Raw genomic sequence first — 22,522 nt, forward strand, 5'->3', positions numbered from 1 at the left:
CTCTCCCTGAGGGAGAGGGAGTGGTCCGATTCTCCCCTTCTCCTGGGGGAGAGGGAGTGGTCCGATTCTCCCCTTCTCCTGGGGGAGAAGGCCGGGATGAGGGCGTCCGATACTTAAAGCGGAACCGTCTGCGCCTCAACCACCGCCAGCGCTACCATATTCACAATACGACGAACAGACGCAATCGGTGTTAATACATGCACCGGTTTCGCCACGCCCATCAATACTGGCCCAACAGTAACCCCTTCAGAACTGGAAACACGCAGCAAGTTGTAGCTGATACGCGCCGCTTCGACGTTTGGCATGATCAGAATATTTGCCGAACCTTTCAGCGGGCTGTCTGGCATACGATCGTTACGGATGCTTTCCACCAGCGCGGCGTCACCGTGCATTTCACCGTCGATTTCCAACTCAGGCGCACGCGCACGCACCATTTCAAGCGTCGCACGCATTTTGCAGGCGGCTTTTGAATCGGAAGAACCGTAGTTGGAATGTGAAAGCAGCGCGACTTTTGGCTCAATACCAAAACGACGCACCGTTTCCGCCGCCAACAACGTGATTTCAGTCAGCTCCTCCGGCGATGGATCGTCATTCACATAGGTATCTGCAATAAAGGTGTTACCACTTGGCAGCAACAGTGCGTTCATCGCCCCGGCGGCTTTCACGCCTTCACGGTAGCCGAACAGTTTTTCCACCACGGAGAAATGCTCGTGATACTCACCAATAGTGCCGCAAATCATGGCATCCGCTTCACCGCGATGAACCATAATTGCGCCGATAACCGTCGTGTTGCTGATCACCGCACGTTGCGCCTGCTCTTGTGTGATACCACGGCGTTTCATGATGTTGTAGTACTCGTTCCAGTACTCTTTGAAGCGTGGGTCGGATTCGTTGTTCACGATTTCGAAATCGCGCCCAGCCTGCATTTGCAGCCCAAGTTTCTTCAGGCGCATTTCAATAACCGCCGGGCGGCCAATCAGAATCGGTTTCGCCAGCCCTAACGTAATCAGTTCCTGAGTCGCATGCAGCACACGCGCTTCTTCACCTTCAGTCAGCACCACGCGTTTCGGATCTTTACGCGCCTGGGAGAAAATCGGCTTCATGAACAAGTTGGTTTTGTAGACGAACTCGGTCAGTTTTTCGCGATAAGCATCGAAATCCTGAATCGGGCGCGTTGCCACACCGGTGTCCATTGCCGCTTTCGCCACAGCCGGTGCAATTTGCACGATAAGACGCGGGTCGAACGGTTTTGGAATCAGGTAATCAGGGCCGAAAGTCAGCTCCTCTTCACCGTAAGCAGAAGCCACCACGTCGCTTTGCTCGGCGTGAGCCAGCTCTGCAATCGCGTGCACGGCCGCCAGTTTCATCTCTTCATTAATCGCAGTTGCACCGACATCCAGCGCGCCACGGAAGATGAACGGGAAGCACAGCACGTTGTTGACCTGGTTTGGGAAGTCAGAACGGCCGGTACAAATAATCGCGTCCGGACGCACTTCTTTTGCCAGCGGCGGCAGGATTTCCGGCTCCGGGTTAGCCAGCGCCAGAATCAGTGGCGCACGCGCCATTTTCTTGACCATTTCCTGGCTCATAGCTTTCGGGCCAGAACAGCCGAGGAAAATATCCGCGCCTTCAATGACTTCATCAAGCGTGCGTTTGCCGTTATCTTCCACCGCGTAAGCCGCTTTGGTTTCCGCCATGTTTTCTTCACGGCCTTTGTAGATAACGCCTTTCGAGTCGCAAACCACAATGTTGTGTTTTTGAATACCCAACTGCACCAACAGATTCATACAGGCAATGGCAGACGCACCCGCGCCAGAAACTACCAACCGCACATCAGAGATATTCTTCTCGACCACACGCAGGCCGTTGAGCACCGCCGCGGTACAGATAATTGCGGTGCCGTGCTGATCGTCGTGGAACACAGGAATGTTCATGCGTTCGCGCAGTTTTTTCTCGATATAGAAGCACTCTGGCGCTTTGATATCTTCCAGATTAATGCCGCCAAACGTTGGCTCGAGTGCAGCAATCACCTCAATCAGTTTGTCCGGGTCCATTTCATCGACTTCGATATCGAATACATCAATACCGGCAAATTTCTTGAACAGAACGCCCTTACCTTCCATCACTGGCTTGCCCGCCAGCGCACCGATATTACCCAATCCCAGCACCGCGGTGCCGTTAGAAATCACACCGACCAGGTTGCCACGCGCCGTGTATTTATAGGCCGCTAATGGGTCTTTTTCTATCTCAAGACAAGGTGCCGCCACGCCCGGAGAGTAAGCCAAAGCCAGATCACGCTGGGTGGCTAAAGGTTTGGTTGGGGATACCTGAATTTTTCCGGGAGTAGGAAATTCATGAAAATCGAGGGCACTTTGCTTCAGTTGTTCATCCATTTCTTCGTTCCTTTTTATCACTCTAAAGGGTCGGTAAGGCCTAGTAGTATCGCGCTTGCGCGCTCTCTAAACTTTGAACGTCGCCATACTATCAGCAACGTCAGGTAAAAATGTTAGAAAATCAGAGTGACTATGTTAGCTACCATTAACAACAATGCCAGACCTATCTGCTATGCTTTTTAGTTATGCCAACGATGAATTTTCGTCGCGAATGACATGGAGTATTCAAGTAACAATCTGTATATCAAGGAGATAGTTATGAGTCAGCTAGACAGTATTAAGAAATTCACCACCGTTGTTGCCGACAGCGGTGACATCGAATCTATCCGCCATTACCAACCTATTGATGCGACCACCAACCCCTCGCTATTACTGAAAGCAGCGGGTCTGGAGCACTATCAATCACTGATTGATGATGCCATTGCCTATGGAAAGAAAGGCGGTGGCACGCAAGAAGCCCAGGTGGCGCAAGCCTGTGACAAACTGGCAGTCAATTTTGGTGCGGAAATTCTGAAAAGCATTCCTGGACGCGTCTCAACAGAAGTGGACGCCCGCCTCTCGTTTGATAAAGAAAAAAGCATCGCCAAAGCCCGCCATTTAATTGCGCTATATGAAGAACTTGGCATTGATAAATCACGAGTTCTTATCAAGCTTGCGTCAACCTGGGAAGGTATTCGTGCCGCGGAAGAGCTGCAAAAAGAAGGCATCGACTGCAACCTGACGCTGCTGTTCTCTTTTGCCCAGGCGCGTGCTTGTGCCGAAGCGGGCGTATTCCTGATTTCACCGTTCGTCGGGCGTATTTACGACTGGTATCAGGCACGCAAACCGATGGACCCGTATGTGGTTGAAGAAGATCCGGGCGTCAAATCGGTGCGCAATATCTATGATTACTTTAAGCAGCACAATTACAGCACCATTGTGATGGGCGCGAGTTTCCGCCGTACCGAACAAATTCTGGCGCTGGTGGGCTGCGACCGCCTGACTATCGCCCCTAACCTGCTGCAACAGTTGCAGGAAAGCGAAGAACCAGTGGTGCGCAAATTAGTCCCCGGTTCACAGGGCTTCCGCCGTCCGGAACCGATTAGCGAAGCGGATTTCCGTTGGGAACATAATCAGGACCCAATGGCAGTAGAAAAACTGGCAGAAGGCATTCGCCTGTTCGCCATTGATCAACGAAAACTGGAAGATTTACTCGCCGCCAAACTTTGAACGACAACCACGGAGTGAAACATGTCATCTCGTAAAGAGCTTGCTAATGCCATTCGTGCCCTGAGTATGGACGCGGTACAAAAAGCGAATTCGGGCCACCCTGGCGCACCGATGGGGATGGCGGATATCGCCGAAGTGTTATGGAATGAATTCCTGCACCATAACCCGACGAACCCCACATGGGCTGACCGTGACCGCTTTATTCTGTCTAACGGCCACGCCTCGATGCTGCTTTACAGCCTGTTGCATCTGAGCGGGTATGACTTACCGATGGAAGAGTTGAAAAACTTCCGTCAGCTTCACTCCAAAACCCCCGGTCACCCGGAAATTGGCTATACGCCCGGTGTTGAAACAACCACCGGGCCACTCGGCCAGGGCTTAGCAAACGCTGTAGGGATGGCGATTGCTGAACGTACCTTGGGGGCGCAATTCAACCGCCCCGACCACGAAATCGTCGACCACTTCACCTACGTATTTATGGGTGATGGCTGCCTGATGGAAGGCATTTCTCATGAAGTTTGCTCGCTGGCGGGGACTCTCGGCCTCGGCAAGCTCATCGGTTTCTACGATCACAACGGGATTTCCATTGATGGCGAAACTAAAGGCTGGTTTACCGACGACACCGCCAAACGTTTCGAGGCTTATCACTGGCACGTGGTGCATGAAATTGACGGACACGATCCGCAAGCCGTGAAGAAAGCGATTGAAGAAGCGCAGAGCGTGAAAGACAAGCCGTCGCTCATTATCTGCCGCACGATTATCGGTTTTGGCTCACCGAATAAAGCCGGTAAAGAAGAGGCGCATGGCGCGGCACTCGGCGAGCAGGAAGTCGCGCTCGCGCGTAAACAATTGGGTTGGAATTATCCGGCGTTTGAAATCCCGAAAGAGATTTATCAAGCCTGGGACGCCAAAGAAAAAGGCGAGAAAGCAGAAGCCGCATGGAACGATAAATTTGCGGCCTATGCCAAAGCTCATCCTGATTTAGCGTCTGAGTTTAACCGCCGGATGCACGGTGAAATGCCAGAGAACTGGCAGGAAATCACACAAAACTTCATTGAAAAATTGCAGGCTAATCCAGAAAAAATCGCTACCCGTAAAGCCTCGCAAAACGCGCTGAATGCGTATGGCCCAGGCCTGCCGGAATTGCTCGGTGGCTCGGCAGATTTAGCGCCCAGCAACCTGACCATCTGGAAAGAGTCCAAATCCATTAAAGAGGATCTCGCCGGGAATTACATTCACTACGGTGTACGCGAATTCGGCATGACCGCTATCGCGAATGGGATTGCACACCATGGCGGATTCGTGCCCTACACCGCAACGTTCCTGATGTTTGTGGAATACGCCCGCAACGCGGCGCGTATGGCAGCTCTGATGAAAGCACGGCAGATCATGGTCTATACCCACGACTCGATTGGACTGGGCGAAGACGGCCCTACACACCAGGCGGTAGAACAACTTGCCAGCCTGCGTATGACGCCGAATTTCAGTACCTGGCGCCCGTGTGATCAGGTGGAAGCGGCGGTTGCGTGGAAGACGGCTATCGAGCGTCACAATGGCCCTACGGCACTGATTCTTTCGCGCCAGAACCTCGCACAAATGGATCGTACGCCGGAGCAAGTCATAGCGATTAGCCGTGGCGGTTATATCCTGAAAGATAGCGACGGCGCACCAGATGTCATTCTGATTGCTACCGGCTCGGAGATGGAGATCACGACGCTTGCTGCGGATAAACTTACCGCCGAAGGCCACAAAGTGCGCGTCGTTTCGCTACCTTCAACGGACATATTTGATGCTCAGGATGAAGCATATCGCGAGTCCGTACTGCCTTCTGATGTGGCTGCACGTGTCGCCGTAGAAGCCGGTATTGCGGATTACTGGTACAAATATGTGGGTTTGAAAGGGGCGATTGTCGGCATGACAACCTACGGTGAATCAGCCCCTGCCGATAAGTTGTTCCCATTCTTTGGTTTTACCACCGAGAATGTGGTGGCGAAAGCGAAGAAGGTTTTGGGCGTTTAATCGAAAATAAATATTGTGAATCCCCTATGGATTTCGAGTTGCAGGAAGGCGGCAAGCGAACGAATCCCGATGAGCTTACTTGAGTAAGGGATTCGGGTGAGTGAACGTAGCCAACACACCTGCAACTTGAAAGACAACGGGGATTACTTCGTAACCCAAAGTGTGGGCCACGACGCATTGCTGTTCCACTCATCGCACGCCGGTTCTTCGGCATAACGCACCAGGCGGAAACGCTGTCCATCAAAACGCCAGCGCGTCGCAACGCCGCAATCGCCGATGCCACGTCCTTTCGCAAGCGTCATCAGCTCTTTGTTCGTTTCATCATACCCGGCGTTCATCAGCTCAAGTTCAGTGTTTCCACTCCCCGGCGTAAACGGCAGTTTTAAGCGAATTTGTCGTGCCGCAAAGGGTTTCTGCCGCGATACCACCCAGGCGAGATCGACCACGTTGTAAGCGCCCGCTTCGCAACCGGTCATCAGCAAAGCTTTATCATCACTGAGCGCAAACACACGAACTTCACGACGGGCGGGATCTAGCGAGCACTGACTGTTGTTCATGCGCCATGTGCCGTAATCCAGCAGATCACTCAGTTCTTTCTGCGTTAAAGGCGTTGGTGTAGGGTTTGTCAGTGTGACTTCTTTGAGTGCGGGCGCAGGCGGCACGCTCAGCGGCGGATCGTCACCTTTCTTAATCCAGGCCGTTTCACTGCCTACGCGTTGCTGCTGGCTATCAATAAATAGCAATGACGCTTTCAGGCCCGCAAGTGAAATACTTCCCCGACCATTCGCCAGCGTAATCGCATCGGCGTTCGCCACTTTATCGAGAAAGCTGTTAATCGCGTCCGCATCGCTGGTTTTGAGATGGTGCGCTGTTTCCTGCCATTTCGCTAAGTCCAACGTCAACGGTTCACCATCTACCAACAGGCGCGGCGCAATCGGCGGCGCTTTAGGTTCTGTGATGGTCATATTGCCGAGATCAATTCTCAGCGTTGCATCGGTATGCGCACCCGCACTGCGGGTCAGCGTCATGACTAATCCTTGATGCAGCCCAGTGTTACGGGCCGCACAAAAATTTTGGTTGTTGCAGGTAACTTGCCAATCGGAAAAAGACTTTTGTGCAGGTGCCGCGAAAACGGAGCTCGCTATAAAGAATAAAAAGAGAAACAGCGAATTAATCCGGAAACCCATTGGCGACACATATCCTGAAAAGACGAAGAGAATTTAATGTACAAAATGTGGCGATATCTTCGTCTGGTTAACGTTTGCGCTCAATCGGATTTATCGGATAGATTCACCTTAAATAACAAACCCGTAATCCATTGAATTTAAATGCTTTTAACCCATAATTCCACGGAGCTGCAATTGCTGTAACAGAATGACTGTTTTTCCGTCACGAATTTCACCTGTTGCCACCATGTCGAGGGCGCGTGTGAAAGGCAATTCGAGTACATCAATGTCTTCATCATCAATACCGCCACCGGCATTTTCACGCTGGGCGTCGCTGAATTCCGCCATGTAGAAGTGAATCAGCTCGGTCACGCCGCCTGGCGACATATATAGCTCAAAGACTTTTTCGACTTCCCCTACTTCATAGCCGGTTTCTTCGATAGCTTCTTTGCGCGCACACACTTCCGGTTCGTCGGCGTCCAACAATCCCGCGCAGGTTTCAATCAACATGCCGTCAGGATTACCGTTTACCCATGTTGCAACACGAAACTGGCGTGTCAGTACCACGGTTTTTTTATCACGGTTATAGAGCAGCATGGTCGCACCGTTACCGCGGTCATAGACTTCTCGTTTGTGGCGGATAGCTTCGGCTTCGTTACGGTATAGATCGTAGGTGATATTGCGCAGGATGAAGTAATTATCTGAGAGGATTTTATCTTTGATGACTTCAATTTTAATCGACATACCGTCTCCACAGTGAGTTAGGGGAGCCGATAATCATAGGCTTTGATATGGTGGTTATCAATCTCGTTGTAAAGGCAAAATGTAGGGTGGATAAGCCGTAGGCGTCATCCACCATTTACACCTCTGGTGTCGGATGACGCTGACGCTTATCCGACCTACGAAGGGGTTAGAAACCGTTCTTCACTTCGCCCATATCCGGGAGTTTGTGCGCAATCCCCTTATGGCAATCCACACAGGTCTGCCCGTCTTTGACCGCTTTATCATGCATTTTCGCCGCCACGGTTTTCTGCGCGGTGAAATCCATGTAATCGAAGTTATGGCAGTTGCGACACTCTTGCGAGTTGTTGTTTTTCATCCTTCGCCACTCGTTTTGCGCCATCGCCAGGCGATGGTCATCAAACTTTTGCGGCGTGTCGATTAAGCCAAATGCTTTAGCATACAACTCTTTGCTGGCCTGAATCTTACGTATGATTTTTGGCCCCCACTCATGTGGAACGTGGCAGTCCGGGCAGGTTGCCCGCACGCCACTGCGATTGTTGTAGTGCACCGTCTGCATATATTCTTCGTAGACGTTGGCGCGCATTTCGTGGCAACCGATACAGAACTCTTCGCGGTTTGTCATCTCCATGCCGGTGTTAAAGCCGCCCCAGAAAATAATCCCACCAGCGAAACCAATCAGCAATAACGTGCCAAGTGCCAGGCGGCTCGGGCGACGCCACCACTGCCATATACGACGGATGATGCCGGGTTTTCGGGTTGATTTATCCATAATGGCCTCTAGTTTCCAAAGCCTTTAGACGGCGTGAATGTGTTTTCGACAATCGGTGCCGCATCGGTTTGTGGAACGTGGCATTGCAGGCAGAAATAACGGCGCGGGGCGACGTTAGAAAGCACTTTACCGTCGCTGTCCATAAAGTGTGTTGGGCTGACTCGCGGTGCGCCCGTCGTGCGGTAATGCTCAACGCCGTGGCATTGCAGGCAGCGGTTAGTGTTTTTGGAAACCTGATAACCGTCAACGCTGTGCGGGATCATTGGCGGCTGATTCACATAGTTCAGCGCCATACGGCCCTGTTGTTTTGGCATTTTGACTGAGCCTTCCGGGGTACCGGAAACTTCTGGTGATTGCGTGAGATCAACCCCGTTTGCCGCCCATAACGCACCACTGATCAGCAGCGTTAATGCAGCCATCCATTTGAATAACACTCTGTTTTTCATGATACCCCCCTTACACCTTCGCCAGTTTCACAGCGCATTTTTTATAATCCGTCTCTTTGGAAAGCGGATCGGTTGCATCCAGCGTCAGGTTATTCACCAGTTGCGCGGCGTCGAAGAACGGCATGTACACCAGTCCCCGCGGTGGACGGTTGCGGCCACGTGTTTCAACAATCGAAATCAATTCACCACGGCGCGACAGCACTTTCACTTTGTCGCCACGGCGCAAATCACGCGCTTTGGCATCAAGCGGATGGATAAACAGCAGTGCTTCAGGGAACGCACGATGCAGTTCCGGTACGCGGCGCGTCATGCTGCCGGTATGCCAGTGTTCCAGAACGCGTCCGGTGGATAACCACAGGTCATATTCCTCGTCAGGGGACTCTGCCGCAGGCTCAAATGGCAGCGCGAAAATCACCGCTTTTCCGTCTGGTTTGCCATAGAATTTGAAACCCTCACCCGCTTTCACGTAAGGGTCATGCCCTTCGCTGTAGCGCCAAAGCGTCTCTTTGCCATCGACCACCGGCCAGCGCAGGCCGCGTGCTTTGTGGTAATCATCAAACGGCGCAAGATCGTGGCCGTGGCCGCGCCCAAATGCGGCGTACTCTTCGAACAACCCTTTTTGCAGGTAGAAACCTAATTCATGGGATTCGTCATTCAACTGCCCTTCGGCCAGTTCAGTCACCGGGAATTTGCTGACGTTAGAGTTAGCGAAAAGCACGTCGAACAGCGTTTTGCCACGATATTCTGGTTTTTGATCGACAAGTTCCGCAGGCCACACTTCTTCGACTTTGAAGCGCTTCGCAAACTGAACCAGCTGCCAGAGATCGGATTTTGCCTCACCCGGCGCTTTAACCTGCTGACGCCAGAATTGAGTGCGGCGTTCGGCGTTACCGTATGCGCCTTCTTTTTCCACCCACATGGCGGTTGGCAGGATCAGATCCGCGCTCAAGGCGCTGATCGTCGGATATGGATCGGAAACGATGATGAAGTTGCGCGGATCGCGCCAGCCCGGCATACGCTCTTCGGTAATGTTCGGTCCGGCCTGCATGTTGTTGTTACACATCACCCAGTAGACATTGAGCTTGCCATCTTTCAGCGCGCGGTCTTGTGCTACGGCATGTAAACCGACTTTTGCAGGAATAGTTCCCGCAGGCAGTTGCCACATATTTTCTGCGATTTGGCGGTGCTTTTCGTTCGTCACCACCATGTCAGCAGGCAGGCGGTGAGAGAAAGTGCCCACTTCACGCGCCGTACCACACGCAGATGGCTGCCCGGTTAGCGAGAACGGCCCGCAGCCTGGCTGAGAAATTTTGCCGGTCAACAGGTGGATGTTGTAAACGAGGTTGTTGGCCCACACGCCACGGGAATGCTGGTTGAAGCCCATCGTCCAGTAAGAAATCACTTTCTTATTCGGGTTGGCATAAAGCTTCGCGAGCGCTTCGAGTTGGTCTTCTGGCACGCCGCTCATCTGCGCGGTTTTTTCCAGCGTGTACTCGGCAACGAACGCTTTGTAATCTTCAAAACTCATCGGTTCGGAAGCATCAGAACCCGGGTTTTTAGCGGCCTTTTCTAACGGATGCGTTGGGCGTAAACCATAGCCAATATCCGTCACGCCCTTACGCAGATTCACATGCTGCTTAAAGAATGATTCGTTGATGGCATTGTTTTGAATGATGTAATTGGCGATGTAGTTAAGGATCGCCAGGTCGGTTTGTGGCGTAAACACCATGCCGTTATCTGCCAGCTCGAAACTACGATGCTGGAAGGTAGAAAGTACCGCGACTTCAACGTTTTCATTCGACAGGCGGCGGTTAGTGATGCGCGACCACAAAACCGGATGCATCTCCGCCATGTTCGATCCCCACAGCACGAAAGCATCGCCCTGCTCGATATCGTCGTAGCAGCCCATCGGCTCATCCATACCAAAGGTACGCATAAAGCCGACCACCGCAGAAGCCATGCAATGACGAGCATTAGGATCAAGGTTATTGGTACGGAAACCCGCTTTGAATAATTTTGATGCGGCGTAACCTTCCCAAACCGTCCATTGCCCGGAGCCGAACATGCCGACCGCTTCTGGCCCCTTCTCTTTCAGGCTGGTTTTGAATTTTTCTTCCATGATGTCGAAGGCCTGGTCCCATGTGATGGGAGCAAACTCGCCTTCTTTATCGTACTGGCCGTCTTTCATGCGCAGTAGCGGCTGCGTGAGGCGGTCTTTTCCGTACATGATTTTTGGCAGGAAGTAGCCTTTGATGCAGTTCAGGCCACGGTTAACCGGCGCATCCGGGTCGCCCTGGCTTGCCACCACACGTCCATCCTGAGTGCCGACTAATACGCCACAACCGGTGCCACAAAAACGGCACGGGGCTTTATCCCATTTAATGGCATCTTGTTGCCCGACAACCGCACGGGCAACGCTCGGTACGCTAAGGCCAGCGGCGGCCGCCGCGGCTGCAATAGCGTTCGCTTTCATAAAGCTACGACGACTGAGTTTCATGGTGTTTCCTCACCTTGCTCATCCTGCTGGTGATAAACCAGCGACACCGCCAGCACGCCCGCAATATTGCGTGCTGACTCAATTTGATTTAGCAGCACGTCACTACGTTCTGCTTCCATAACCACCACCAATTTGCCGTGTTCAGCATCACTTGCCGCGACTTCGCTGCCCGGTAGCTCGTTTAATGCGGCGCTCACCGCAAGAATATTTTGGGGTTGGGCCTGAACCACCAGGCCTGCGACGTGCCAGTTAGCTTGCATTTGCGTGCCTCATCGTGATGGCGGAAACCGGGCAACCGGAGATGCATGCGCCGCAGGCGGTGCAATCGGTGTGGTTAACTAAAGGTTGTGCGATACCCAATAATGACGGGCGAAACGAGATGGCCTGCGGTTCGCAGATATCCTGACAGCTACGGCATTCGACGCTGTTTTTAGCCAGGCAATTATCGCCAATCGATAACGTATGTTCCCAGGGTGAAACCTCACGCGTAAGAAACAGTTTTTCCGGGCAGGCTTGCGCGCAGGCGTAGCAAAATGTGCATTCGCCGCGCTCAAAGTTAACTTCGGGGTATCCGCCCTGGCCGCGTCTTAACACACGGGTTTCGCAGGCCGATAAGCAGGCATTGCAGCGCGTGCAATCCACCAGAAAATGTTGTTCGTCCCCGCTCCAGGGCGGGCGAAAAGCTGTCGAGGAGCGTTGAAAGCTCCCGGTGAGTAATCCACGTCGGGAAAAATTAGCCATAAAGCACATCCTTGCATCACAAGTGCCAGATTTCGCCATGCAAGAAATCGGCAAACACTTCTGTGTTATTTCCGTAGTTTTCTACGGGTTTTTATTAGGTGATACGTTATGTGACGAAGGGGTGGTAGAGGCATCACCCTTTAGGGGTAAATACCGGTGTGGGATCAAAAAGGAATTCGGTTTGTAAAACAAACACTCACCCCGGCTTTACGTCGGGGTGAGTTTGTCGATTAATTCACGCGTTGAGGCGCAACGTTCAGATACTCCATTATCCCCGCAGCGGCATGACGCCCTTCCGCCATTGCGGTCACAACTAAGTCGGCACCGCGCACCGCATCGCCACCAGCAAAAATTTTCGGGTTGCTGGTCTGGAAACGTATTTTGTCTTCAACGCTGGCGATAATTCGGCCCCAGCTATCCAGTTTTACGCTGTGCTCCTCCAGCCACGGCATGCCGTGTGGGTGGAAACCAAACGCCATAATGACCGCGTCTGCTGGCATGACAAATTCAGAACCGGCAATAGGCTCCGGGCGGCGACGGCCCTGTTCGTCCGGTTCACCCATTTGGGTGCGCAGCATCCGAATCCCCATCACACTCCCGCTGTCATTCAGCTCAATGTTCAACGGCTGGACGTTAAATTCAAACTGCGCCCCTTCTTCACGGGCATTTTTCACCTCTTTTTTGGAGCCTGGCATGTTGGCTTCGTCACGGCGATAAGCGCAGGTGACTTGCTCAGCGCCGTGGCGAATTGAGGTGCGCACGCAGTCCATCGCCGTATCACCGCCGCCGAGGACGACCACATGCTTGCCCGCCATGTTGATGTACGGCTCGTCTTCAAGCTCAGGTAAACCCATCACCTGTTTAGTATTGGCAATCAGGAACGGCAACGCGTCGTAAACGCCCGGCGCGTCTTCGTTTGGCAGCCCGGCTTTCATAGAACGATACGTTCCCACGCCGACAAACACCGCGTCGTAATCGGCCAGAACCTGTTGCAGCGAGATATCACGGCCAATCTCGCAATTGAGTTTGAATTCAATGCCCATCGCACTGAAGATTTCACGGCGACGGCTTAACAGCGATTTATCCAGCTTGAACGCCGGAATGCCAAACGTCAGCAAGCCACCGATTTCCGGATGGCGGTCAAACACCGTTGCTTTAATACCGTTACGCGCCAGAATATCGGCACAGGCAAGCCCGGCTGGCCCCGCGCCAATCACCGCTACGCGACGGTCTGTTGGTTTCACATAGGAAAGATCCGGCGTCCAACCGCTGGCAAACGCATTATCAGAAATATAGCGTTCAATGTTGCCGATGGTGACTGCGCCATATTCGTCTTTAAGCGTACAGGCACTTTCGCATAAGCGGTCTTGTGGGCAAACGCGCCCGGTGACTTCTGGCAGGCAGTTGGTCTGATGTGAAAGTTCTACTGCTTCCAGCACGCGCCCCTCTTTGACCAGCTCAATCCACTGCGGAATATGGTTGTGTAGCGGGCAAGTCCACTCGCAAATACTGTGATTGCCACATTTCAGGCAGCGGTCAGCCTGGCTTTCCGCTTGGTTTTTATCGAAGGTACAATAGATTTCGTCGAAGCCTGTTTTGCGCCGTACCAGCTCAATTTTGTCCGGGTCCTGGCGTGCCGGCGTCATGCGCATTTTGTTGGTTTTGGTTAAATCCGCCCCCAATGATTGCTGCTGCGCCATTTGCTGTGCGGTACTGTGCCACGGCTGCGACTCTTGCGCCGCCGAGCGTAAACGTCGGGATTTCGCCAGCGCAGCCAGGGTTTCACTATTGATTAATTTCAGCGCCTTGCTCGGGCAATTTTCTACGCAGGCAGGGCCACTTTCACGGTGTTGGCATAAGTCACATTTATGGGCATTGGCTTTAACGGACCGCCCATCATTCACTGGAACGGTGATAACTTGCATCGCGCCAAACGGGCACGCCACCACACAGGATTTGCAGCCAATACATTTTTGCTGATTCACCTGCACGCTGTCGCTTACCTTCGAGATGGCTTCATTCGGGCAACTGCTGGCGCACGGCGCATCTTCACAATGGCGGCATGTCACGGCATTGCGCCGTCCTTCATGCTTTACCACCGAAATGCGCGGCTGAAATTGTTGGCTGGTCAGAACATGCTTTTCTTCATTGTGGGCCATCACGCAGGCCACTTCACAAGCATGACACCCGATACACTGCTGAGCATTGGCAAGAACAAAACGATTCATTTTACCCCTTTGCCCGTTATTACAAACAGGAGGCTTACTTTTTATGGGGATATGTTATGACCTGGCAAACTATTAACTGGCAATGGTCATTTGCCCAGTTTGCATTGAAATCTGACAATAACCTGGTACGGATCAATTTCTTTTCGTGTTTAATGAAACATCGTTTCCTCCTCCATAATTCTCAGGATATTGACAGGTGATAGTAAAACGCTCGGTCTCAACGAGCCTGGCCCGCGCCTTCTTTTACATTGTTCTGCTATCGCTGCTTTCTACAGGCATTGCGATGCTGACGCTCGCCAGCAGTTTACGTGACGCCGAAGCCGTCAACGTTGCGGGTTCATTGCGCATGCAAAGCTATCGTCTGGGATATGATTTGCAGGGCGACCGCAGAGAATTAGATAAGCATCTTGAGCAATATGCCCAGTCGCTGAGTTCTCCCGCCTTATTGAAAACGGAGAAATTCTGGGTGCCAGCCGAAGTTCGGAATCGCTTCAAAGTGATTAATTATGCCTGGCTGGAGATGGTGGAGCATATTCGCAACGGAGATTTAGCGTGGTATCAGGCGCATATTTCCGGCTACGTTGAGCAAATCGATTTATTTGTCCTGGCGCTTCAACATTATGCCGAGCGCAAAATGATGCAGGTGGTTTTCGCCTCAGTAGTCGGCTTTATTGCGATTTTCACGCTGGTGTTTTTCACGCTGCGCCGCTTTCGCCATCAGGTTGTCGCCCCGCTGAATAAATTGATGGAAGCCAGTGCCTCCATTGAGCGTGGCGAATTTGATCACCCTCCTTTGAATACACAATTGCCCAATGAACTGGGGCTGCTGTCGCAAACGTTCACACGCATGTCGGGCGAATTACAAAAACTCTATCGAACGCTTGAAGAAAGCGTGCAAGAAAAAACGCGGGATTTGCAGGAAGCGAACCGCACCCTGGAAGTGCTGTACGCCTGCTCGCAAGCGCTGACCGTCAGCACTATCGATAAACAGTGTTTCGAGCGCGTTTTGCAACAGGTACGCCAGAAAACACCGGTTAATTATCTGGAGATGAAAACTGGCGAAAACTGGAAAATTCACGACGGTGAAGAGCAAGACAGCGAGTCATGGCAGACCTTGCCGATTGTTCTTGAGCAAAAAGAGTTAGGATTGCTGCGCTGGCAGGCAGCAGAGGGCGTCCCCCCACTGCCGCTGATGCAAAGCCTGGCGAACATGCTGGGGCGCGGCCTGTATTTCAACCAGGCGCAAAAACATTATCAGCAGTTACTGTTGATGGAAGAGCGCGCGACGATTGCCCGGGAGCTACACGACTCACTGGCGCAAGTGCTCTCTTATTTGCGCATTCAACTGACGCTATTAAAACGCACGGTTCCAGCTGAAAATCAGCCTGCGCAGCGCATTATTAATGATTTCTCCCAGGCGCTGAATGACGCATATCGCCAGTTACGCGAATTACTGACGACGTTCCGTCTGACACTCCAGCAGGCCGATTTGCCTTCTGCGTTACAAGAGATGATTGCTCCGCTACGCAACCAGACCGATGCCATCATTACGCTTGATTGCGATATTCCGACTCAGGCGCTGGATGCCTCCCAACAGGTGCATTTGTTGCAGATTATTCGTGAAGGCGTTTTAAACGCGATTAAACATGCGCAAGCCCGTAAAATATCCGTAAGCTGTAATACATCCGTATCAGGAATTCATACCGTGAATATTTTTGATGATGGAACCGGGATTGCCAGCCTGACGGAACCCGAAGGGCATTACGGATTAAATATTATGCATGAACGCGCCGCGCGTTTAGGTGGCGAGTTGACTATTTCCCGTCCTGATTCGGGTGGGACGTTGATTACGATGAATTTTCGCTCGCCGCCAGGGGATTTAGCGACCAGCGAAACAACCGTAAATCCATAACGATAATAATGTGAAAGTTCTGGGAGTTGTTATGAATGAGCAAACTGTCTGTCAGGTATTAATCGTCGATGATCATCCTTTAATGCGCCGTGGCATTCGCCAGTTGCTGGAAATTGATGACACTTTTTGTGTGGTGGGTGAAGCCAGTAGCGGTGCCGAAGCGATTAGTATGGCTAACCGTCTGGCGCCCGACCTGATCTTGCTCGATTTAAATATGAAAGGCTTGAGCGGGCTGGATACGTTAAACGCGCTGCGCCGTGACGGCGTCAGTGCGCGCATTATCGTGCTAACAGTTTCTGATTCGCGCAGCGATATTTTCACACTGATTGATGCGGGTGCCGACGGATACTTACTCAAAGATAGCGAACCAGATGTGTTGCTCGATGATATTCGCCGTGGGGCCACCGAAGGCGAAGCTTACAGCGAGCAGGTCGCGGAATATTTACGCAACCGCGGCACCGATAAGCGCAGCGATGACCCGTTCGCCGTACTGACCGAACGCGAACTGGACGTATTGCAGGAAGTCGCCCGAGGTTTATCGAATAAGCAAATTGCCTCCGGCTTGCATATTTCAGAAGAAACGGTGAAGGTTCATATTCGCAATTTACTGCGTAAACTTCAGGTGCGATCCCGAGTTGCGGCGACAGTGCTGTTCCTTGAAAGTCGGGGCTTTTAGGCCGCTCAGGCACTACAAAGGACGAAGATAATTTACATTATCTCCTCAATTTCTCCACGTTTGGACTTGCAGTTAAGGCTACAGTGACGGCTTACCCAAAAATCATAATCTGAAGTACTGACGAGGTCCTGACTGAATGGCGAATTTCTTTATCAATCGCCCCATTTTTGCCTGGGTGTTGGCCATTATTTTGTGCCTCACCGGCTTGCTCGCCATTTTTTCGCTTCCCGTTGAGCAATACCCTGACCTCGCGCCGCCGAATGTGCGCATTACTGCAAACTACCCTGGTGCATCTGCACAAACTCTGGAAAACACGGTAACGCAGGTTATCGAGCAGAATATGACCGGGTTGGACAACATGATGTACATGTCCTCCCAAAGCAGCAGTACCGGCCAGGCTACTATTACGCTGAGTTTTAAAGCCGGGACCGATCCTGACGAAGCGGTGCAACAGGTGCAAAACCAGTTGCAATCCGCATTGCGTAAATTGCCGCAGGCTGTGCAAACCCAGGGTGTTACCGTCAGGAAAACGGGTGATACCAATATTTTGATGGTGGCCTTTGTTTCCACCGATGGCAGCATGGATAAGCAAGATATCGCCGATTATGTTGCCAGTAATATTCAGGACCCGATCAGCCGTATCAATGGCGTGGGCGACGTAGACGCCTATGGTTCGCAATACTCGATGCGTATCTGGCTTGATCCGACCAAACTCACCAGCTACCAGATGACCACGCAAGACGTGGTGGATGCGATTAAATCGCAGAATGCGCAAATTGCCGTCGGTCAATTAGGTGGCACACCCTCAGTTGATACGCAGGCTCTCAACGCCACGATTAACTCCCAGTCGCTGCTGCAAACGCCACAGGAATTCAAAGATATTACGTTGCGTGTCAATCAGGATGGTTCGCTGGTTTCGTTAGGCGATGTGGCAGAAGTTGAACTGGGTGCCGAGAAGTATGACTTTCTCAGCCGTTACAACGGCCAGCCCGCGTCGGGCCTTGGGATCAAACTTGCGTCGGGTGCTAACGAGATGGAAACCGATAAGCTCGCACGCGCCAAAATAGAAGAGTTATCGCAATATTTCCCTCATGGTCTGGAAGCGAAAATCGCTTACGAAACCACGCCATTCGTGAAAGCCTCAATTATTGACGTGGTGAAAACGCTGCTGGAAGCCATCCTGCTGGTGTTCCTCGTCATGTATCTGTTTTTACAAAACTTCCGCGCCACGCTGATTCCCACCATCGCCGTACCAGTGGTGCTGTTGGGGACGTTTTCCGTGCTCTATGCCTTCGGCTACAGCATCAACACCCTGACCATGTTTGCGATGGTTCTGGCCATCGGTTTATTGGTCGATGACGCCATTGTGGTAGTGGAAAACGTTGAACGCATCATGAGCGAGGAAGGATTATCGCCCAAAGAAGCAACACGAAAATCCATGGGCCAGATTCAGGGCGCACTGGTTGGGATTGCGCTGGTACTTTCCGCCGTGTTTGTACCTATGGCCTTTTTTGGTGGCACCACCGGGGCGATTTACCGCCAGTTCTCGATAACGATTGTGTCGGCCATGGTGTTGTCGGTATTGGTGGCGATGATCCTGACTCCCGCATTGTGCGCCACGATTTTAAAGCCACTGCATAAAGGTGAACATCACGGTCAGAAAGGTTTCTTCGGCTGGTTTAACCGCATGTTTAACCGCAATGCGGCCCGTTATGAATCGGGTGTTGGCAAGATTCTGGCGCACAGCCTGCGCTGGATCCTAATTTATGTGCTGCTGATTGGCGGTATGGTGTTCTTGTTCCTGCGCTTGCCGACCTCCTTCCTGCCGCTGGAAGATCAGGGTGTATTCACCACTTCAATACAATTACCGAGCGGCGCCACACAGCAGCAAACCACCAAAGTGGTTGAAAAGCTCGAGCAATATTATCTGACCAAAGAGAAAGATAACGTGCTGTCGGTGTTTGCGACCATCGGTTCAGGCCCTGGCGGTAACGGGCAAAACGTGGCTCGTATGTTTGTGCGCCTGAAAGACTGGGATGAACGCGACCCGAAAACGGCCAGTTCGTTTGCCATTATCGAACGGGCAACCAAAGCCTTCCGTGAGATAAAAGAAGCGCGCGTGATTGCCAGCAGCCCACCAGCCATAAGCGGTTTAGGGAACGCGGCAGGTTTTGATATGGAATTGCAGGATCACGCGGGTGCCGGGCACGATGCGTTAATGCAGGCGCGCGATCAATTGCTGGAGATGGCTGGCGACGAAAAATTGCTGACCCGCGTTCGCCACAATGGTTTGGACGACAGCCCGCAAATGCAGATCGATATCGATCAGCGTAAAGCGCAGGCCTTGGGAGTATCTATTGATGATATCAATAACACGCTGCAAACCGCCTGGGGTTCGAGCTACGTGAACGATTTCATGGATCGTGGCCGAGTGAAGAAGGTGTATGTGCAGGCGGGGGCGAAATACCGCATGCTGCCGGAAGACATTAACCAGTGGTACGTACGTAATAAAGATGGCGGAATGGTGCCTTTCTCCGCGTTTGCCTCTTCGCATTGGGAAACCGGCTCGCCTCGCCTTGAGCGTTACAACGGCTACTCCGCATTAGAAATTGTTGGTGAAGCGGCACCAGGCGTCAGTACCGGGACCGCGATGCAAGTGATGGAAACCCTGGTGCAGAAGTTACCGCCAGGTTTTGGCCTCGAATGGACGGGAATGTCCTATCAGGAACGGCTATCTGGGGCGCAGGCTCCGGCGCTGTACGCCATCTCGTTATTGGTGGTGTTCTTGTGTCTGGCGGCACTGTATGAGAGCTGGTCTGTGCCATTCTCGGTGATGCTGGTGGTGCCATTGGGCGTGATTGGTGCACTGCTGGCAACGTGGATGCGCGGCCTGGAAAACGATGTTTACTTCCAGGTAGGACTGTTGACGGTCATCGGTCTTGCCGCCAAGAACGCCATATTAATTGTTGAGTTTGCTAACGATATGAATGCGCAAGGTCGTGAACTGGTAGCGGCAACACTTGATGCCTGCCGCCAGCGCTTACGCCCGATATTAATGACCTCACTGGCGTTTATCTTCGGTGTTCTGCCGATGGCTACCAGCAGCGGCGCAGGTTCCGGTAGCCAGCACGCGGTTGGGACCGGGGTGATGGGCGGAATGATTTCGGCGACAGTGCTGGCTATATTCTTCGTACCGTTATTCTTCGTGCTGGTACGCAGAAGATTCCCGCTCAAAGAACATTCTGAAAACTAACCCACAAAAAAGCGACCTTAAACGGGTCGCTTTTTGTTTGGCTCAAAGGAATATTGAAATAAGAGCATCATGCCCTTGAGATTTTTATACCCGGTCAGATCATTTACGAAGCATATCTTCAATGAAATCTTTCCAGTTCCCTAGTTCGTGTTCAATCATAACCGCCTCTCTATTTCTATTCTCATTATACGTAATCCCTTCCCTGGAGTGAAGCCACGTTACTTTGCGGCTTCGCTGGCTATCATCAAATATTGAGAGTCGACTGCGTATTGGCTTAATTATTAGCTGAACAGGTAATTAAAAATGTGACAAAGCACCTGAAACAAAATGTTTCATCTACTTTAAGAATTCGCCCTGGAAGTCACTAAAAATCTGACTTGTCGCCGCAACCAGAGGATCAGAAAAGTGTTGCAGTGAATGGTGAGTAATTAATCAGCCCGGAAAAAAATACTATTACCTAACCTTTAGAGTAGCAACCAGGTTATATTTTTCCTTGCGACTTTTTTATCATTTTAATTATTCTGATTACCTGCATAAAAAATCATTTTTTAAAGATAAGGATTAACTCCGTGATAATTCTCTACGGTATAAAAAACTGCGACACCATCAAGAAAGCCCGACGCTACCTGGAAACTCAAGGGGTGGAATATCAATTTCATGATTATCGCGTTGACGGCCTTGATGCCGAATTATTGAATAGTTTTATCGCGGAACTCGGGTGGGAAGCATTGCTAAATACACGTGGGACGACCTGGCGTAAGCTCGACGAAGCGCATCGCGCAAGCATTACGGATGCACAAACCGCAGCGAAGCTGATGCTCGAAATGCCAGCAATCATCAAACGCCCATTGCTCTACGCGCCAGGGCAGCCTATGCTGCTGGGTTTCAATGAATCGAACTATCAGCAGTTTATCAACGAGGTATAGTCCTATGTCTTGCCCGGTTATTGAGCTGACGCAACAGCTTATCCGCCGCCCTTCCCTCAGCCCTGACGACGCTGGCTGCCAGGCGCTGATGATTGAGCGACTACGTGCCATCGGTTTTACCATCGAGCATATGGATTTTGGCGACACACAAAACTTCTGGGCATGGCGAGGAAAAGGCGAAACGCTGGCGTTTGCTGGTCATACCGATGTCGTGCCTTCTGGTGACGCTGACCGCTGGATTAACCCGCCGTTTGAACCGACTATTCGCGATGGCATGTTATTTGGCCGTGGCGCTGCGGATATGAAAGGTTCGCTGGCGGCGATGGTAGTGGCTGCCGAGCGTTTCGTTGCACAGTACCCGCACCACAAAGGCCGCCTGGCATTCCTGATTACTTCCGATGAAGAAGCCAGTGCAAAAAATGGCACGGTAAAAGTCGTCGAAACGCTGATGGCACGCCACGAAAGGCTCGATTACTGCCTGGTGGGCGAGCCGTCCAGTACCGAAGTCGTGGGTGATGTGGTGAAGAACGGCCGCCGTGGTTCATTAACGTGCAACCTGACGATTCATGGTGTGCAAGGCCACGTCGCTTATCCGCATCTGGCTGATAACCCGGTTCACCGTGCAGCACCGATGTTGAACGAGTTAGTCACGATTGAGTGGGACAAAGGCAACGAATTCTTCCCGGCGACCAGTATGCAGATTGCCAATGTTCAGGCGGGCACTGGCAGCAACAACGTGATTCCAGGTGATATGTTCGTCCAGTTCAACTTCCGTTTCAGCACAGAGTTGACCGACGAGGATATCAAACAGCGCGTGATTGCTCTGCTCGACAAATATGAGTTGCGTTACACGCTGGACTGGTGGCTTTCAGGTCAACCGTTCCTCACGTCACGCGGAAAGTTAGTGGATGCGGTAGTGAATGCAGTTGAGCACTATAATGAAATCAGGCCGCAACTGTTGACCACTGGCGGCACATCCGATGGACGTTTTATCGCGCGGATGGGGGCACAAGTGGTGGAGCTGGGGCCAGTGAACGCGACTATTCATAAAATTAATGAGTGTGTTAACGCCGCTGACCTGCAACTTCTTGCCCGTATGTATCAACGTATTATGGAGCAACTTGTCGCCTGACAGGTCGCAATTAACATTAACAATCGCCAAATTAATTGGCGTTGTAGCAAGGCAGCCAGAGAGCTTATCCCGATGAGCTTACTTGAGTAAGTGATTCGGGTAAGTGAGTGCAGCTAACGCCGCAACAACGTCAAGTAAGAAGGCGAAAGAGGTATGAGCATGGAATGGCTATCGCATTACTGGTGGATCATCGTACTGGTGCTGCTACTTGGCATTTTCCTTAATGTTATTAAGGATCTGAAACGTATTGATCCGAAGAAATATATGGCGAATAAACCTGAGCTTCCTCCACATCGTGACTTTAACGATAAGTGGGATGACGAAGATGATTTCCCGAAGAAAAAGCCTTAAGTTTCGCCCTCACCCCGGCCCTCTCCTCCAGGAGAGGGGGAAAACCGATCTATCCTCTCA

The 22,522-nt window shown here is 51.8% G+C and carries 18 protein-coding genes; 8 read left to right on the plus strand and 10 right to left on the minus strand.

What is annotated here, in order from left to right; genetic code table 11:
- Window positions 1-113: 113 nt before the first annotated feature.
- Window positions 114-2,393 carry an NADP-dependent oxaloacetate-decarboxylating malate dehydrogenase gene (gene maeB / locus GBAG_RS14720; protein ID WP_034497516.1) on the minus strand — a complete coding sequence of 760 codons (2,280 nt, stop codon included), beginning with the start codon at window positions 2,391-2,393 and terminating at the stop codon, window positions 114-116.
- A gap of 258 nt (window positions 2,394-2,651) precedes the next feature.
- On the opposite strand from maeB, the gene tal reads away from it, so the two are divergent.
- A complete protein-coding gene (gene tal / locus GBAG_RS14725; protein ID WP_034497519.1) occupies window positions 2,652-3,602 on the plus strand; it encodes a transaldolase in 951 nt (316 codons plus the stop codon).
- Between the two features lie 21 nt (window positions 3,603-3,623).
- Window positions 3,624-5,621 (plus strand): transketolase, encoded by a 1,998-nt coding sequence (gene tkt, locus GBAG_RS14730; protein ID WP_034497521.1) that lies wholly within the window; start codon window positions 3,624-3,626, stop codon window positions 5,619-5,621.
- Between the two features lie 143 nt (window positions 5,622-5,764).
- On the opposite strand, the gene GBAG_RS14735 is transcribed toward tkt, so the two are convergent.
- The 8 genes from GBAG_RS14735 to aegA form a co-directional block, all read right to left on the minus strand.
- A complete protein-coding gene (locus tag GBAG_RS14735) occupies window positions 5,765-6,808 on the minus strand; it encodes a DUF1176 domain-containing protein (protein WP_034497522.1) in 1,044 nt (347 codons plus the stop codon).
- 147 nt (window positions 6,809-6,955) lie between these two features.
- On the minus strand, window positions 6,956-7,531 hold the full coding sequence (nudK, locus tag GBAG_RS14740) for a GDP-mannose pyrophosphatase NudK (protein WP_034497524.1): 576 nt from the start codon (window positions 7,529-7,531) through the stop codon (window positions 6,956-6,958).
- 166 nt (window positions 7,532-7,697) lie between these two features.
- Window positions 7,698-8,300, minus strand: coding sequence for a cytochrome c-type protein NapC (gene napC, locus GBAG_RS14745; RefSeq protein WP_034497527.1), 603 nt, complete (start codon window positions 8,298-8,300; stop codon window positions 7,698-7,700).
- An 8-nt stretch (window positions 8,301-8,308) separates the two neighbouring features.
- Window positions 8,309-8,746, minus strand: coding sequence for a nitrate reductase cytochrome c-type subunit (gene napB / locus GBAG_RS14750; protein ID WP_034497528.1), 438 nt, complete (start codon window positions 8,744-8,746; stop codon window positions 8,309-8,311).
- Window positions 8,747-8,756: 10 nt separating this feature from the next.
- Window positions 8,757-11,243 carry a nitrate reductase catalytic subunit NapA gene (gene napA / locus GBAG_RS14755; protein WP_034497530.1) on the minus strand — a complete coding sequence of 829 codons (2,487 nt, stop codon included), beginning with the start codon at window positions 11,241-11,243 and terminating at the stop codon, window positions 8,757-8,759.
- Window positions 11,240-11,503 carry a chaperone NapD gene (gene napD, locus GBAG_RS14760; protein WP_034497534.1) on the minus strand — a complete coding sequence of 88 codons (264 nt, stop codon included), beginning with the start codon at window positions 11,501-11,503 and terminating at the stop codon, window positions 11,240-11,242. The genes napA and napD overlap by 4 nt, the downstream gene beginning before the upstream one ends.
- Entirely contained in the window at window positions 11,493-11,984 is a 492-nt protein-coding gene (napF, locus tag GBAG_RS14765) for a ferredoxin-type protein NapF (protein WP_034497536.1), read from the minus strand. Before napF ends, napD begins: the two co-directional genes overlap by 11 nt.
- Before the next feature lie 230 nt (window positions 11,985-12,214).
- A complete protein-coding gene (aegA, locus tag GBAG_RS14770; protein WP_034497538.1) occupies window positions 12,215-14,212 on the minus strand; it encodes a formate-dependent uric acid utilization protein AegA in 1,998 nt (665 codons plus the stop codon).
- A 196-nt stretch (window positions 14,213-14,408) separates the two neighbouring features.
- Here aegA and narQ point away from each other — a divergent pair, with 196 nt between their 5' ends.
- The 3 genes from narQ to acrD all read left to right on the plus strand — a co-directional run bounded on the left by narQ (window position 14,409) and on the right by acrD (window position 20,053).
- Window positions 14,409-16,124: a nitrate/nitrite two-component system sensor histidine kinase NarQ gene (gene narQ, locus GBAG_RS14775; RefSeq protein ID WP_034497541.1), complete on the plus strand. Its 1,716-nt coding sequence runs from the start codon at window positions 14,409-14,411 to the stop codon at window positions 16,122-16,124.
- A 31-nt stretch (window positions 16,125-16,155) separates the two neighbouring features.
- Entirely contained in the window at window positions 16,156-16,800 is a 645-nt protein-coding gene (gene narP, locus GBAG_RS14780) for a nitrate/nitrite response regulator protein NarP (protein ID WP_034497544.1), read from the plus strand.
- A 136-nt stretch (window positions 16,801-16,936) separates the two neighbouring features.
- On the plus strand, window positions 16,937-20,053 hold the full coding sequence (gene acrD, locus GBAG_RS14785) for a multidrug efflux RND transporter permease AcrD (protein WP_034497547.1): 3,117 nt from the start codon (window positions 16,937-16,939) through the stop codon (window positions 20,051-20,053).
- Window positions 20,054-20,152: 99 nt separating this feature from the next.
- Here acrD and ypfM read toward each other — a convergent pair whose 3' ends face one another.
- A complete protein-coding gene (gene ypfM / locus GBAG_RS22795; protein ID WP_087867655.1) occupies window positions 20,153-20,212 on the minus strand; it encodes a protein YpfM in 60 nt (19 codons plus the stop codon).
- A gap of 410 nt (window positions 20,213-20,622) precedes the next feature.
- Here ypfM and GBAG_RS14790 point away from each other — a divergent pair, with 410 nt between their 5' ends.
- The 3 genes from GBAG_RS14790 (at window position 20,623) to GBAG_RS14800 (ending at window position 22,462) form a co-directional block, all read left to right on the plus strand.
- On the plus strand, window positions 20,623-20,979 hold the full coding sequence (locus GBAG_RS14790; protein WP_034497549.1) for an ArsC family reductase: 357 nt from the start codon (window positions 20,623-20,625) through the stop codon (window positions 20,977-20,979).
- Between the two features lie 4 nt (window positions 20,980-20,983).
- On the plus strand, window positions 20,984-22,111 hold the full coding sequence (dapE, locus tag GBAG_RS14795) for a succinyl-diaminopimelate desuccinylase (protein WP_034497551.1): 1,128 nt from the start codon (window positions 20,984-20,986) through the stop codon (window positions 22,109-22,111).
- A 159-nt stretch (window positions 22,112-22,270) separates the two neighbouring features.
- Window positions 22,271-22,462: a YpfN family protein gene (locus GBAG_RS14800; protein ID WP_034459091.1), complete on the plus strand. Its 192-nt coding sequence runs from the start codon at window positions 22,271-22,273 to the stop codon at window positions 22,460-22,462.
- Window positions 22,463-22,522: the final 60 nt, after the last annotated feature.

The sequence above is a fragment of the Buttiauxella agrestis ATCC 33320 genome (assembly GCF_000735355.1).
Classification (GTDB): domain Bacteria; phylum Pseudomonadota; class Gammaproteobacteria; order Enterobacterales; family Enterobacteriaceae; genus Buttiauxella; species Buttiauxella agrestis.

Bases quoted from the DNA above. Each gene is read 5' to 3' on its own strand.
- maeB (WP_034497516.1), bottom strand. From the start codon at position 2,393: ATGGATGAACAACTGAAGCAAAGTGCCCTCGATTTTCATGAATTTCCT.
- tal (WP_034497519.1), top strand. From the start codon at position 2,652: ATGAGTCAGCTAGACAGTATTAAGAAATTCACCACCGTTGTTGCCGAC.
- tkt (WP_034497521.1), top strand. From the start codon at position 3,624: ATGTCATCTCGTAAAGAGCTTGCTAATGCCATTCGTGCCCTGAGTATG.
- GBAG_RS14735 (WP_034497522.1), bottom strand. From the start codon at position 6,808: ATGGGTTTCCGGATTAATTCGCTGTTTCTCTTTTTATTCTTTATAGCG.
- nudK (WP_034497524.1), bottom strand. From the start codon at position 7,531: ATGTCGATTAAAATTGAAGTCATCAAAGATAAAATCCTCTCAGATAAT.
- napC (WP_034497527.1), bottom strand. From the start codon at position 8,300: ATGGATAAATCAACCCGAAAACCCGGCATCATCCGTCGTATATGGCAG.
- napB (WP_034497528.1), bottom strand. From the start codon at position 8,746: ATGAAAAACAGAGTGTTATTCAAATGGATGGCTGCATTAACGCTGCTG.
- napA (WP_034497530.1), bottom strand. From the start codon at position 11,243: ATGAAACTCAGTCGTCGTAGCTTTATGAAAGCGAACGCTATTGCAGCC.
- napD (WP_034497534.1), bottom strand. From the start codon at position 11,503: ATGCAAGCTAACTGGCACGTCGCAGGCCTGGTGGTTCAGGCCCAACCC.
- napF (WP_034497536.1), bottom strand. From the start codon at position 11,984: ATGGCTAATTTTTCCCGACGTGGATTACTCACCGGGAGCTTTCAACGC.
- aegA (WP_034497538.1), bottom strand. From the start codon at position 14,212: ATGAATCGTTTTGTTCTTGCCAATGCTCAGCAGTGTATCGGGTGTCAT.
- narP (WP_034497544.1), top strand. From the start codon at position 16,156: ATGAATGAGCAAACTGTCTGTCAGGTATTAATCGTCGATGATCATCCT.
- acrD (WP_034497547.1), top strand. From the start codon at position 16,937: ATGGCGAATTTCTTTATCAATCGCCCCATTTTTGCCTGGGTGTTGGCC.
- dapE (WP_034497551.1), top strand. From the start codon at position 20,984: ATGTCTTGCCCGGTTATTGAGCTGACGCAACAGCTTATCCGCCGCCCT.
- GBAG_RS14800 (WP_034459091.1), top strand. From the start codon at position 22,271: ATGGAATGGCTATCGCATTACTGGTGGATCATCGTACTGGTGCTGCTA.